This is a genomic window from Salsuginibacillus halophilus (assembly GCF_003014715.1).
GTDB lineage: Bacteria > Bacillota > Bacilli > Bacillales > Marinococcaceae > Salsuginibacillus > Salsuginibacillus halophilus.
Genome location: NZ_PYAV01000007.1, coordinates 66220 through 79367, shown reverse-complemented (window position 1 = coordinate 79367; position 13148 = coordinate 66220). Strand labels below are relative to the sequence as shown.

The following is a 13148-nucleotide window of genomic DNA, read 5'->3' as shown; positions in this document are numbered from 1 at the left end:
TAGGGTTGGGAAAAGGGGGATAATCAACGTGACTTCAGAGACAACAAACAAACAGCATAAACAAGCTGATCAAGCCCGCCTGGTACGGCGTTTCGTTGTGATTGCACTCACTGTTATTGTACTAGGGCTCGCAGCAGCAGCTGTTGGCGGCTATTTTTATTTGCAGTCGGCACTTAGTCCAGTGGATGAAGAGAATGAAGAAGATATACATATTGAGGTTCCATCAGGTTCTTCATCCGCAGAGATCGGAGACATTTTAGAGGAAAACGATTTAATTCAAAACAGCACCATTTTTCATTATTACGTTAGATATCAGAATGAAAGTGGGTTTCAAGCTGGGGAATATACCCTGAATCAAAGCATGGAAATTGATGAAATGATTGAGGCGTTAAAAGAAGGGCGGGTAGAAGAGGAACCTGCGTTTTACTTTATCGTCCCTGAAGGGTTGTGGCTCGAAGATATCATTGAAATTATTGGCGAGGAAACGCCGGTAGAGGCTGAAGCATTTGAAGAAACGATTGAAGATGAAACATTTCTGCAAGAAATGATTGAAACTTATGATTTTGTGGAAGAAGAGATTTTAGATGATGAAATTAAGCGCCCACTTGAAGGTTATTTATTCCCTGATCGTTACGACTTTTATGAAGAAGAGATAGGAAGCGAAGACATTGTTCACGCAATGCTTGAGCAGATGGAAGCTCAGTTGAACGGTTTAACTGAACAAATGGAGGAGAAAAATGCGAGTTCGCATGAGCTGCTCACGCTTGCTTCAATTATTGAGCGTGAAGCGCAAACGACAGAAGACCGGTTTAAAATTTCCGGTGTGTTATATAATCGTTTAGAAGACGGCATGCCACTGCAGGTAGACCCGACGGTTGCTTACGCGCTCGACAGTCATTTGTATATGACCAGTTATGATGACTTAGAGGTTGATGACCCGTATAACACTTATAAATATGACGGGCTCCCACCGGGTCCGATTGCAACTTCCGGATTCGAATCAATGCAGGCAGCAGTAGAACCGGATGAGCACGAATATTTATACTTTTATGCTCGTGTTGGGGGCGAAGTATTGTACAGTGAAACATTTGAAGAGCATGACGAGATTCATCAAGAGTACCGGGATGAATGGATCGAAGCACAAGAAGATTAAAAAAGCTGCTATTAAAGGCAGGGAGAACAGATGATAGATCATAATAAAGTTGATTATTTACAAAGCTTACAGCCCGAGGACGAACACGAAGCGTTGTTTGCACATATCCGTTCTTACGCAGTAGAGCATAACGTTCCGATTATGGAAGAAGACGGTCTGCAGCTTGTTTTAGACCTTATGGATGCTGCTAAAGCAGAAGATGTTCTTGAAATTGGCTCGGCGATTGGTTATTCAGCATTACGTTTTGCGCTTTCCGGACGAATGAAGCGCCGCGTGCAAACGATAGAACGTGATGAAGTGCGGGCGCAAAAAGCGAGGACAAACATTTCAGCAGCTGATGCAGAGGAATGGGTGAAAATTTATGAAGGTGATGCTTTACAAGCCGATCATTTCGCTATTTCCCCCTCTTCCTTTGACGTACTGTTTATTGATGCGGCCAAAGGAGCGTACCAAGCATTTTTTGATCACTACGCACCGTGTGTGAAGCCGGGAGGGCTTATTATTACTGATAATGTGCTGTTCCGAGGTTATGCTGAAGCGCCTGAAAAAGCTCCAAAGCGCTGGCGGAGTATGGCAAAAAAGGTACATGCTTATAATAGAGAGCTCGCAGCCAACACAGCTTATACTACGACGTTTCATGCTGTAGGGGACGGCGTTGCTGTATCGCAAAAAGATTGACAAACACAGGCAGGGTCATGTATCTTTTCAATTGTTCAACAAGCTGATACAATCGTGAAAAATCCAATCATGAGATCAGCATCGTGGAATACGATAATTACCATAAATGTACAGGTGAGAAAGTGAGGGATGAGTTCCCTTGCTTTCTTATTACACGATGAATTTAGAAAAGTATTCCATAACAGGAAATGTCTTTTAATGTTAACAGAGGAGTGAATGAAAGTGGCTGAAGAAAAGAAGCACTACATGACTGAAGAAGGTTTGAAAAAACTAGAAGAAGAACTTGAATATTTGAAAACATCGCGCCGTCAAGAAGTTGTCGAACGTATTAAAATCGCCCGCGGCTTTGGCGACCTTTCGGAGAACTCCGAATATGATGCTGCAAAAGATGAGCAGGCGTTTGTAGAAGGAAGAATTAATCAAGTTGAAACGATGATCCGCAATGCTGAAATTATTGAAGATGACGGCTCAAATGATGAGGTTTCTTTAGGTAAATCTGTAAAGTTTCAAGAGCTGCCGAATGGTGATGAAGAAGTTTATACCATCGTCGGCAGTGCAGAATCGGATCCTCTCGAAGGAAAAATTTCAAATGATTCACCAATGGCGCAAAGCCTGCTCGGTCGTAAAATTGGCGATGAAGTTTCGGTAAGTACACCGGGTGGAGAAATTAAGGTGAAAATTAAAGAGATTAACTCTTAATCCTGCCAAAAACCGGTGTCTGCGCGCTTTACAAAGCAGACACCGGTTTTTAAATATGTTTAGTTATTGTAAAAATTCATTTGAAAAAATATCTCGATTGTTGCTGAAAATTTGGTAGGATAGAAAGAGAATCTAAGGTTAAAGGTGATCAATGATGAGTGAATATCAAGATGACAGCCGCTATGATATGAGAAAGCAACGGAAAATGAATCGTTTAATGAATGCAGCAATTGCAGTCGTTGCCGCTTTAATTTTATTTTTTGCAGCACAATTGTTCATATTTAATGGTGAGGATCAAGTGACAGAAGAAGATGATTCTGAAGAAACAGAAGAGCTAGAAGAATCGGAAGACGATGAAACAGAGGAAGAAGCAAGCGAAGAAGCTGACGAAGAAGACAGTAGCGGTCCGGAAGAAGCACCTGATGAAACAAACCGTGACGAAGATGAAGACAGAATAGATGAAGAAACAGACGAAGACCAGAGTGAAATCCGTGACGAAGATGAAGATGAAGTTGAACAGGAAGAAGAAGAAACCGAGCGCCCTGAAGACGGAGAATACGAGCCAATTGGTACAGCTCAGACAGGAAGCTTTCAGCATGATTTTAACCGTGATAGTGTAAACTGGGCTGAAATGGAAGAGGCACTTTCATATGCAACCGGACTTTCACAGGAAGAAATGGTAATTTGGCATTTAGGAAATGGTGGCGCACCGGACCGGGCTGAAGGTTACGTAAGCCTTGCAGAAAATGAAGATCGTCCGTATCGTGTACTCATGGAGTTTGTTGAAGGCGAAGGCTGGAAACCGATTGAAGTTGAAGAAAACGCTAACCGCTAAAACGCAACCTTTAATGTGAAGGAAATAAATGGCGCCAGCAGTCCGGTTTTGCGGACTGCTGGCGGATATTAAGCGCGACGCTTAAAGTGAACATTGGCTGTGTAAACTGGTTGTCCGGAACTTGGATCTACATAAACTTGATGTTGCACGCGGTGGATATGAAGCAGAATTTGTTCATTAACTTCAATGCGCGCTTGAATATTTGCTTCGAGATCTTGGAAAGTCCGTGCTTCAAAAAATTCAATTTTATCTTCGATCTGCTGCAGTTTTAGTTCCATATGGAAGTCCCCCTTTCGCACGTAAACATATCATTCGGTGTTATTTTATCCAACCGACAGCCGGCTGTAAATCATAATTCGGGAAGGTGAAAGCGATGACAATTGCAATTATTGGTGCCATGGAAGAAGAAGTTGAACTGCTGTACAGTCAAATGGAAGAGGTTACTGAAACAAATCGGGCAGGTAGTTCCTTTTATGAAGGACGCTTAAAAGGAAAAGATGTTGTGCTGTTACGTTCAGGGATCGGTAAAGTGAACGCGGCGCTAAGCACAACGCTGCTGCTTGAAAAGTACGCGCCTTCTGCGGTCATTAACACAGGTTCTGCTGGAGGTTTTAATCAAGCATTGTCTGTCGGTGATATCGTTATCTCTGATGAAGTTCGTTACAACGATGTTGATGCTACCGCCTTTGGTTATGCCTACGGGCAAGTCCCGCAAATGCCGGAAGCATACCTTTCAGATTCTGGACTCGTACAAGTTGCTAAGGAAGCAGCTGCAGAGTCAGGTTTAACGGCAGGCTCAGGCTTAATTTTATCCGGAGATTCATTTATGAGTGATGAGAATCGTATTGCAGAAATCCGGGAAAAGTTTGAGGACCCGCAATGCGCTGAAATGGAGGCAGGTGCGATCGCGCAAGTATGCTATCGTTTTGAGACACCATTTGTTGTCACCCGGGCGCTTTCTGATATTGCCGGAGGTGAAGCATCAGTTAGCTTTCAGTCATTTTTAGAAAAGGCGGCAAAAGAATCAGCTGATCTTGTGATGCAGATGCTCCCGCGCTTACCTTAAACAAAACAGACAGCCTTTATTTGAGGCTGTCTGTTTTTGTTTTATTCAAGACCGATATGAAGTTTACGATAATCCGAGCGGTGAGACCCCAAATGACATAGCCGTTATAATCATAAAAGTGTTCATCAACTTTTCTTGTATGCCAGTTGTATTTTTCACCGTTTGGTATGAGATGGTAAGGAAAGTCTGCCTCAGGTTCAATTTGCATCTTTACTTGGTGAACCTTTGGTGATTCCTCAATAAAGTACTGTAAAGGCACTGTGAACAGTTCTTCGACTTCCTCATTTGGATGCCATGGCTGATTAACTGAAACGAAACCGACAAAGGGATGGATCATGGACGTGTAAGGATGAACGAGCTGATCTAAAGGTGCAACAATATTTACAGAAGAAGCAGGGATTCCAGTTTCTTCTTCGCACTCTCGAAGTGCTGTCTCCTGAAGAGAAGCATCTTGCGGGTCAAGCCTTCCACCTGGGAAACAAATTTCACCTGGCTGGCTGTTAAGCTGGCGCGAGCGGACTTCAAACAAAAGAGACATTGTTTGATCTTCATGAACAATAAGCGGTAAAAGCACGGCGGAATGCGTCATTTCCTCTTCACCTAAAATCTTAGGTGCCCGACCGTTGAGTGCTTCAATCAATTCATTTTTTGCATTGCGTGCCATCCATGTCTCCTCCTCTATATCTCCTTAATATGTATTGTAGCAGACCGATTCTGCATCTGCACGTATGCCCCCATGTTTAGTGTACTGTTTATAACGGGAAAAGTGACAAATAAATCTTACTGGAGGTGACAATCAATGGACTCTCATAAAAAATACGACCGTTTAGTTGTTCAAGGTGAACCAGAAGCAAAGTATAAGCCAAAGGAAGAAGAAGAAGTTGGTTATTCTGATCGCCACCATGACCCGGTGCCGCTTGAAGAAGTGAACATCGAACGTAAAGAAGAGAAAAAGCAGAACCCGAAAAAAGCAAAAGACGATTCAACGACAGAAAGAGATTACAAACCGTAAAAAAACAGCTGCGATTACGCAGCTGTTTTTTTACCTTGCTATTTACAAATATTGTTCGAACCAGGCACAAATATGGTTCAGGCGCTCTTTGCGCAAGTGAGGCGGTCCGCTCCGGCTAAGTTCATGATTTGCTTCAGGAAAGCGGACGAACTTTGTCTCTTTACGCAAGTGTTTTAAAGTTGCAAATAGCTGCTCTCCTTGTTCCATCGGGCAGCGGAGGTCGTTTTCACTATGCAGAATAAGCAGCGGCGTTTCAATTTGATCTGCATACTTGAGTGGCGAATGATCCCAAAGCTTTTGTGGATCCTCAAGTAGGTCACGGCCGATCTCCCATTTCGTAAAGAAAAAGCCGATGTCGCTCACGCCGTAAAAGCTGAGCCAGTTTGAAATCGAACGCTGAGTAACCGCAGCCTTGAAACGATTTGTGTGACCAACAATCCAGTTGGTCATAAATCCACCGTAGCTGCCTCCGGTAACACCAAGCCGGTTTTCGTCAATAAAATTATAGGAGGAAAGCACATGATCGACAGCACTCATTAAGTCAGTATAATCACGGCCGCCGTAATCGCCTCGGCACGCATTTACAAATGTCTGCCCATAGCCGTGGCTTCCACGCGGGTTTGTATAGAGGACGACATATCCTTGGGCAGCAAGAAGTTGTAGTTCGTGAAAGAACGTCTGACCATACATTGCATGCGGGCCACCGTGGATCTCAAGCACAAGCGGATATGTTTTTGTTTCATCGAAGTCGGCCGGTCGCATGATCCAACCGTGAATTTCCCAGCCGTCTTCGGCTGCGGCTGTAATCGGTTCAGGAATGGACAGACTCACTTCACGGAGGAATTTGCTGTTAACATCTGTTAAACGGCGCTTCCCTTTATCCCCTGGTTGTAAGAAAAAGATATCACCTGGATTGGACGGATCACTTACACCGAGCAAAAAGCTGTGTGATGATTTATGGTAGGAGAAATAATACACATGATTATCTTCTTGATAAACGGTTGTGATTTCACCTTCCATATCAAGACGGTACAATCCGGTGTGACCGTGATCACTCGCTGTAAAATAAATATACGCTTGATCTTGTGACCAAATCGGCCCTGGGTTTTCCACACTACGGATATCACCGATCATGGCATCGCCGATTTGAACGTCCCACTTCTCCGTGAGGCAGGTTCGTTTATGACTTGTTAAATCAATCATCCAGACTTGGTTTAGCGTAGCTCCGTCATATTCGTACTCATGACCAATGCTCGCAAGATACTTACCATCCGGTGAAAAAGAAGGATGTGTATACATCCCTGTTGAGTCTGTCAGCCGGGTTATGTGCTTCGAGCTTAAATCTAGGATGAAAATGTCAGAGGTCACCTTATGATCATGATCTTCATGCCGGTTGGCAGTAAATGTGATCGATGTACCGTCTGGTGAAAATTCCCAAGGCTGATGATCCACCGGGGCGTCTGTCAGCTGGGTTAATTTGTGTGTTTGTAAGTTTAATAGCACAAGCTGACGGCGTTGTTCAGACCGAAAGCCTTCAGCATCGGATTTATATTTTAAATTCTCAACCACTAATGGCTGAGGTTTTTCCTGATCTTTTTCGGCAGGTGTATCATTAATATCGTCATCTGGTGCGAGTGGGGCACTAAACAAAAGGTGAAGGCCGTCACGTGACCAAACTGGTGCGCCTGCGCCGTTAGGAAGGTTGGTCAGTTGTCTTGCTTCACCACCGGTTGTTGGTAACAGCCAGATTTGATTTTTGCCGCTTCGGTTGGATAAAAACGCAATGCTCGTGCCGTCCGGTGCCCATGCCGGCTTTATATCACGTACGTTGCCGTGGGTCCACTGTTCCGGTTGATCTGCAACAATTGATTGGGTGTGAAGGTGTGTCACATACTTTTCATTTTCGTCAATTTCCGTTTGAGTAAATATGTAGCGGTCGCCGTCAGGAGACCACTTTGCTTCACCGGTGACTGACATGCGGTACAAATCATCGGTTTGGATAGGACGTTTGTTTGTATCCATTTGTGCCTCACTCCTTTAAACTAAAAATAAAGACAATCTTTAAATAGACCGAATGAATCGTTAGATACATAAAAAGGATTTGAATCAGTCTTGCACAAAAGTATAATAGATTTTAAGCCGATTTACAAACGTTGAGAATATAACGCTTTCACGAATGATGAAAAACGGTGAAGTTCGTTTCGTTTTGAAATGAATGCAGGAGGATGTAAAGTGATACGATGTGTAATAATAGGTGCGCTTCTTTGCTTGAGTGGGTGTGGAATGACATTTGATGAAGCAGTAGAACCTGCTGATGATACGAGTCTTGCTGAAACTTTAGATGATGTGGAAGCTGACGAATCGAGTGCACATGAAGCATTTGTTTCTGCCCGTGAGCAGGGGGCAATTGATGAAGATGAAACGTCGGTTGAAGCTCCTGCACCGAGCCGTGAAGGTATCGAAGAAGCGGCTGTTCAATTTTATGAGGGGTTGAATCAAGGAAAGAAAGACAAAGTGTACAGCCTGCTGCATAATAACGCTTTTCTATCTGGTGATACACCCTTTCATTCTGCAGATGAATTTATTGAGCATACAACGTCCTATATGGAGGAGCATCAATTAACTTATGAATCAGTCGAAGTATTAGGAATTGATGAGGTGGAGAACGGATACGTAAGGGCGCACATCCGGCTTAGTGCTTTACAGGATGAAGAAAAACATTTAGAAGAAGAGATTCAGTTATTTGCTTTTGAAGATGATCAATGGAAAGTAGACCTTGCCGGTGTCAAAGCTCATCATTCATATGGCACGACAAACGATGGGGCTTATACTTTTCAAGACATTACGGTTTTAGAACGTGTAGAAGGAATCGAGGTGGCCTTCACCTTAAGTCATCGAAACTATGAAATGATCCGTTTTGGCTTTGCCGAAAATCCTGCCGGTGCAAGCTTGTATACAACAAGTGGCATGTTTGAGGCTTCAGTTTCAACAGAAGATGTGAAAGAAAGAGCTGACGGCACTTATGAGGTGCATATTCATTTTCCTGAGGCTTCAGGTAATGTTGAAGATTTATTTGTTAGCCGGGTTATTGCACGTGAGGCTCGTGACGTTCCCGGTACTGAGCAGCATGAAGAAGCGATTACAGTTCCGTTTGAACAGCATGAAAGAGGCACAGTGTCACCTTAAAAATGTGAGAAGTTTTCTGCCAAACGAAACGACAGCATGTACGTGCCTAGCTATACTAAATGCAGGGAAGGGAAAGTGCTTATGGTAAGCTGTCCAACCCGCCTCTCTTGCATATTATAATCTAGCCCTGCCGGAAGACACCGGCAGGGATTTTTTTAACTATTTTCTTTTAATTCAAAGGCTACTTCTTCGTAAGACCGGCTATATTTTACGTACAAATCTGCACCCTGAAACAACCACTCGTCTTGTTGTTCAATAAAAAAGAGCAGCCCGTCTTTTTCAAATGTGGCCGCTGGATGATTTGGCTCATCCATACCAAGACCAATCGAAAATCCATCTACCAGCTGATTCTGTCCACCATACCTTGCGAAGAAGCGGATTTTTGCACTTTCCTTAATATCAAATTCGTCTTTAAACCAGTTGACTGCAGGCTGGCTCACAGTTAAATCCATTATTTAACCACCTTCTTTCTACATCAAACCCTTTACCCGGACTGTGTGAGGATTATACATGAAAATTTTGCTGTGGGCAAAAACCGTGATCTTCTTAAACAGGACAGACACAGTTAGGCACGTGCCCGCATAAGTTGAACTAAAAGCAGCGAGGGGTGGTTTGGATGTCGAGTTTATTTGTTATGGCTGCAGCGGCTGTGAAGGAAGTTTTATGGCTTGTTGGATATATTAAGCACCATGCTTTTCCTCAGCCTCTATCTAAACAAGAAGAGGCAGCTTGTGTAGAAGCTATGATGCAGGGGGATCAGGAAGCTAGAAATAAGCTGATTGAACATAATTTAAGGCTCGTTGCTCATATCGTTAAAAAGTTCGAAAACACGCGTGAGGACACAGAAGATTTAATTTCAATTGGAACGATTGGATTAATTAAAGGGATTGAAAGCTACGCACCGGATAAAGGTACAAAACTTGCTACGTATGCAGCACGTTGTGTGGAAAATGAGATATTGATGCATTTACGCGCCTTAAAAAAAGTGAAAAAAGATATTTCACTGCATGACCCGATAGGTTCAGATAAAGAAGGGAATGAACTTGCACTTGTAGATATTTTGCAAGATGATGCTCCTGCGATTATGGAAGAAATCGAGCTGAGGATGGAGAAGAAGCAGATTTATGAACACTTACACGTTTTAGATGAAAGGGAAAAAGGAGTAATTACAGAACGGTTCGGCTTAGGAGCAGAAGAAGAAAAGACACAGCGTGAAATTGCACGCGAACTCGGCATTTCGAGAAGCTACGTATCCCGGATTGAAAAGCGGGCTTTATTAAAATTATTCCAAGCGTTTTATAAAGAGCAGACAAAGTAAACTAACAAACAAAAAAGATGCCGCGCTATGTAAAAACAGCGGCATCTTTTTCACGTGCGGCTAAGTATAATTAGGCGTTAACGTCGTCTTTCAACTGCTTACCTGGACGGAAAGCCGGGTTCTTCGAGGAAGGAATTTCGATCTCCTCGCCAGTTTGTGGATTGCGTCCTTTACGGGAAGAACGTTCACGTACTTCAAAGCTGCCAAAGCCGACAAGCTGTACTTTGTCACCCTGCTTCAAAGTCTCAGTGATGCTGTCAAATACAGCGTCCACTGCTTTCGAAGCATCTTTTTTTGAAAGGTCTGCTTGTTCAGCAACCGCGTTGATCAAATCTGTTTTGTTCATTAAGAAAACTCCCTTTCATCCCTGTAATAATATGCCTGCACATAACAAATGTACTCATCCAACCCCCGGTGTGTCAAGTATTCTCGCGGAATTTGACGGATTTTCGAGGGGCGGATCCCAAGTTTGGACGTATATTTTCCAAAATATACATGGTTTCTGTTAAAAATGAACCGGACTTCTGCCTGTTTCAGCGGAGTTTTGAAAGCTACATTTTTTTTAAGCGAAATGGTCCAATCATTAAAAATGATAATACAAATGTTAAGATTAAAAACCATACCCCGCTCCAAATATCTGCAAACATCGCAGATATGGTTAAAACAACGCCGGCAGCTGTAATTGGCAGCCCGACGAAATAACCTTCAAACTCCACAATGTTAAACTTCGCAAGCCGTATTGCACCGCAAGCTACGAATAACATCGAAAAGAAAATCCCGGTAATCCCAAACTCCGATAATGCGAGTGTATATAGAAGGAAGATCGGTGCTAAGCCGAAGGAAACGAGATCACAGAGTGAATCCAGCTGCTTACCAAAATCAGAGACGATATCTAATTTTCGCGCCACCATACCATCCAAACGGTCAATCAAGGCGGCTAGCGCAATGAGAAATACCGCTGCGCCGGGCTGCATGTGCAATACAAAAATAATAGCTAAACACCCTAAACCTAAGTTGATCAAAGTAAGCGCATTCGCTGTATGAGATTTCACCCATTTTAATGTTTCATCTAATGCTTGGTGCCAAACCAAAAAAATCACCTCTAGTTATGATCTGTCACGCAGTTTACCACTTAAAATTTGAAATATCTATTATACCGTGTATAAAATAAAACTATAAACCACATTTCCCAACTTAAAATTAAAAAAAACATGGAATTTGCGTATAGTTAAATGATATTCATATATTAACAGCTCATTTCCAAGGTTTGAAACGGGAGGAGTCACATGAAAAAATTTTTATATCGTTCATTTATAGAACTCGCCGGCAACAGAGCTTTAAGTCGTGTACTTTCGCATGCTTCCGGCGTAAAGAGCAGCCGCCGGTTAATTCAATCGTTTGCTCATACATTTCAAGTGAATAAGGAGGAAGCAGCTTTAACACTTCATGACTATGATAGTCTGCACTCATTCTTTACAAGGTCTTTGGTGGAAGGAAGCCGTACGATCAATCATGACCCTTCACAGTTAATCAGTCCGGTTGATGCTGTTCTCGGTGCGCAAGGAAACCTCGATGCACATACGGCCTTTCAATTAAAAGGGCAGACTTATACGTTAGAAAAAATGCTTGGGCGTCAAAATGCAAAGCATGATTATGCGGAAGGAAGTTACTTTGTGTTTTATTTAAGCCCTGCGCATTATCATCGTATTCATGCGCCGTATGACGGCGCTGTGCGCGCGCAGAAGCGTTTTGGTTCCAAATCCGCTCCTGTGAACCCTGCAGGTTTAAAAATGGCTGATGAGCCGCTCAGCCGTAATTATCGGGTGGTTACAGAGTTTGAAACTGATGCAGGTCCAATGGCGCTTGTAAAAGTAGGAGCCCTCAATGTTAACAGTATTTTGTTAACAGCCCCTGAAAATGAATGGAAGCGCGGGCAGGAGGTTGGCTACTTTGCATTTGGTTCTACGGTTGTTTTATTAACTGGTAGATCTGTAGAAGCGTTTCACTGTGAAGAAGGTGAAGAAATACATATGGGAAGCAGTATATCCCAGTTGAATTTATGAGAAAAACGGAAAGAAGCTTAGCTTCTTTCCGTTTTTTCTGCTTGTTGATGTAGTTGTCTTTCTTTTTCAGGATACGTGTCAACAAGTTCATCAACAGTGCTTTGCTCCCAAAGCTTAATTCCGGTCCGGTGGGCGGATCGCGAAATGATATGAGCCGCTACAGGTGCGGTCATAAACACAAATAAAATGGTTAACAAAATGTTTCCTGAAAACTCACCATCAATGATAAGAAAGTAAAGAAAGGTGCCGGTAATCGTTGCAACAACGCCGAGTGTTGCACTTTTTGTTGCTGCGTGAATACGTCCGTACACATCTTTTAGACGCAGGATCCCTATAGAACCAAGCAGGCTGAAAAAACCACCGATGAGTACGAAGATGCTAATCAAGATCTCGATCAATGACGACACCTCTTTCTATAAACTTCGCCAGTGCTACAGACCCGAGAAATGCAAGGACAGCAATGACAAGCATAACTTCTGCATATGCCGTCGTGTCTTGAAGCATCATCAAAATCCCGATAAAGCCAATCATGTTAAGGCCGAATGTATCAAGTGCAACGACGCGGTCGGACATGGTCGGACCGATCACTGCGCGAAGAAAACAGATGAAAAGCGAACCGGACATGATGACAAGAACGGAATAAAAAACGATTTCTAGCATTATCTTGTCACCTCCAAGATGGCTTTTTCAAATTTGTCTTGAATATCTTTAATCATTTCTTCGCGGTTAGGCACATCAATGTTATGGATGTAAATGGTCCGGCCGTCCTCTGAGAAATCCATTGAAAGCGTCCCGGGTGTTAATGAAATAAGCGAGGCAAGCAGGGTAACCTCCCAGTCTGATGATAACCGGGTAGGTACCGCAACAATGCCTGGTTTGTTTGTGAGCTTCGGACTTAACACAATCCGAATCATATCAATGTTTGCCATAATCAGTTCCTTAGAGAACAGCAGGAAGAGCTTGAAGACGGCATAGACTCTGCGCATATAAAAGTCGAAGCGCAGCACAGTGCGCAGAATCAGCAGCACAAAGATACCGACGACGTAGCCGAAAAGAAAATCGACGGGCGTATAGCTGTTCTGCAGGGCCATCCAAACGACGGCGATCAACAGGTTTAATAATATTTGAAAAGCCATAC

At 43.1% G+C, this 13148-nt stretch carries 18 protein-coding genes; 9 read left to right on the top strand and 9 right to left on the bottom strand.

Features of this window, described 5'->3' with window-relative positions; all coding sequences use genetic code 11:
- Positions 1–28 precede the first annotated feature (28 nt).
- The 4 genes from mltG (at position 29) to B0H94_RS07910 (ending at position 3365) form a co-directional block, all read left to right on the top strand.
- Positions 29–1153 (top strand): endolytic transglycosylase MltG, encoded by a 1125-nt coding sequence (gene mltG, locus B0H94_RS07925; RefSeq protein ID WP_245893935.1) that lies wholly within the window; start codon positions 29–31, stop codon positions 1151–1153.
- A gap of 30 nt (positions 1154–1183) precedes the next feature.
- Positions 1184–1831, top strand: coding sequence for an O-methyltransferase (locus tag B0H94_RS07920; protein WP_106588732.1), 648 nt, complete (start codon positions 1184–1186; stop codon positions 1829–1831).
- A gap of 222 nt (positions 1832–2053) precedes the next feature.
- Positions 2054–2530, top strand: coding sequence for a transcription elongation factor GreA (gene greA, locus B0H94_RS07915; protein WP_106588731.1), 477 nt, complete (start codon positions 2054–2056; stop codon positions 2528–2530).
- Positions 2531–2684: 154 nt separating this feature from the next.
- Positions 2685–3365: a YrrS family protein gene (locus B0H94_RS07910; RefSeq protein ID WP_181315315.1), complete on the top strand. Its 681-nt coding sequence runs from the start codon at positions 2685–2687 to the stop codon at positions 3363–3365.
- 68 nt (positions 3366–3433) lie between these two features.
- Here the strand turns inward: B0H94_RS07910 and B0H94_RS07905 are convergent, their stop codons facing one another.
- On the bottom strand, positions 3434–3643 hold the full coding sequence (locus B0H94_RS07905; protein ID WP_106588729.1) for a DUF2536 family protein: 210 nt from the start codon (positions 3641–3643) through the stop codon (positions 3434–3436).
- A 95-nt stretch (positions 3644–3738) separates the two neighbouring features.
- Between B0H94_RS07905 and mtnN the strand changes: the two genes are divergently transcribed.
- Positions 3739–4431: a 5'-methylthioadenosine/S-adenosylhomocysteine nucleosidase gene (gene mtnN, locus B0H94_RS07900; protein WP_106588728.1), complete on the top strand. Its 693-nt coding sequence runs from the start codon at positions 3739–3741 to the stop codon at positions 4429–4431.
- A gap of 16 nt (positions 4432–4447) precedes the next feature.
- On the opposite strand, the gene B0H94_RS07895 is transcribed toward mtnN, so the two are convergent.
- Positions 4448–5095 (bottom strand): NUDIX hydrolase, encoded by a 648-nt coding sequence (locus B0H94_RS07895; protein ID WP_106588727.1) that lies wholly within the window; start codon positions 5093–5095, stop codon positions 4448–4450.
- Between the two features lie 135 nt (positions 5096–5230).
- Between B0H94_RS07895 and B0H94_RS07890 the strand changes: the two genes are divergently transcribed.
- Complete coding sequence (locus B0H94_RS07890) at positions 5231–5443, top strand: hypothetical protein (RefSeq protein WP_106588726.1); 213 nt, start codon at positions 5231–5233, stop codon at positions 5441–5443.
- 42 nt (positions 5444–5485) lie between these two features.
- On the opposite strand, the gene B0H94_RS07885 is transcribed toward B0H94_RS07890, so the two are convergent.
- Positions 5486–7465 (bottom strand): S9 family peptidase, encoded by a 1980-nt coding sequence (locus B0H94_RS07885; RefSeq protein ID WP_106588725.1) that lies wholly within the window; start codon positions 7463–7465, stop codon positions 5486–5488.
- 261 nt (positions 7466–7726) lie between these two features.
- Between B0H94_RS07885 and B0H94_RS07880 the strand changes: the two genes are divergently transcribed.
- Entirely contained in the window at positions 7727–8629 is a 903-nt protein-coding gene (locus tag B0H94_RS07880) for a hypothetical protein (protein WP_106588724.1), read from the top strand.
- Positions 8630–8784: 155 nt separating this feature from the next.
- On the opposite strand, the gene B0H94_RS07875 is transcribed toward B0H94_RS07880, so the two are convergent.
- Complete coding sequence (locus B0H94_RS07875) at positions 8785–9081, bottom strand: HesB/YadR/YfhF family protein (protein ID WP_106588723.1); 297 nt, start codon at positions 9079–9081, stop codon at positions 8785–8787.
- A 164-nt stretch (positions 9082–9245) separates the two neighbouring features.
- On the opposite strand from B0H94_RS07875, the gene sigK reads away from it, so the two are divergent.
- The gene (sigK, locus tag B0H94_RS07870) at positions 9246–9947 is read left to right on the top strand and encodes an RNA polymerase sporulation sigma factor SigK (protein ID WP_106588722.1); all 702 of its coding nucleotides are present in this window, start codon (positions 9246–9248) and stop codon (positions 9945–9947) included.
- A gap of 70 nt (positions 9948–10017) precedes the next feature.
- On the opposite strand, the gene B0H94_RS07865 is transcribed toward sigK, so the two are convergent.
- Both B0H94_RS07865 and pssA read right to left on the bottom strand, forming a co-directional pair.
- A complete protein-coding gene (locus B0H94_RS07865; protein WP_106588721.1) occupies positions 10018–10293 on the bottom strand; it encodes an HU family DNA-binding protein in 276 nt (91 codons plus the stop codon).
- 205 nt (positions 10294–10498) lie between these two features.
- A complete protein-coding gene (gene pssA, locus B0H94_RS07860) occupies positions 10499–11044 on the bottom strand; it encodes a CDP-diacylglycerol--serine O-phosphatidyltransferase (protein ID WP_181315330.1) in 546 nt (181 codons plus the stop codon).
- Positions 11045–11233: 189 nt separating this feature from the next.
- On the opposite strand from pssA, the gene asd reads away from it, so the two are divergent.
- Positions 11234–12010 carry an archaetidylserine decarboxylase gene (asd, locus tag B0H94_RS07855; RefSeq protein WP_106588719.1) on the top strand — a complete coding sequence of 259 codons (777 nt, stop codon included), beginning with the start codon at positions 11234–11236 and terminating at the stop codon, positions 12008–12010.
- Between the two features lie 17 nt (positions 12011–12027).
- Here the strand turns inward: asd and mnhG are convergent, their stop codons facing one another.
- The 3 genes from mnhG to B0H94_RS07840 are packed head-to-tail and all read right to left on the bottom strand — an operon-like array spanning position 12028 to position 13146.
- Positions 12028–12408 (bottom strand): monovalent cation/H(+) antiporter subunit G, encoded by a 381-nt coding sequence (gene mnhG / locus B0H94_RS07850; protein ID WP_106588718.1) that lies wholly within the window; start codon positions 12406–12408, stop codon positions 12028–12030.
- Positions 12389–12670 carry a Na(+)/H(+) antiporter subunit F1 gene (locus B0H94_RS07845; protein ID WP_106588717.1) on the bottom strand — a complete coding sequence of 94 codons (282 nt, stop codon included), beginning with the start codon at positions 12668–12670 and terminating at the stop codon, positions 12389–12391. Before B0H94_RS07845 ends, mnhG begins: the two co-directional genes overlap by 20 nt.
- On the bottom strand, positions 12670–13146 hold the full coding sequence (locus B0H94_RS07840; protein ID WP_106588716.1) for a Na+/H+ antiporter subunit E: 477 nt from the start codon (positions 13144–13146) through the stop codon (positions 12670–12672). Before B0H94_RS07840 ends, B0H94_RS07845 begins: the two co-directional genes overlap by 1 nt.
- Between the last annotated feature and the right edge of the window lie 2 nt (positions 13147–13148).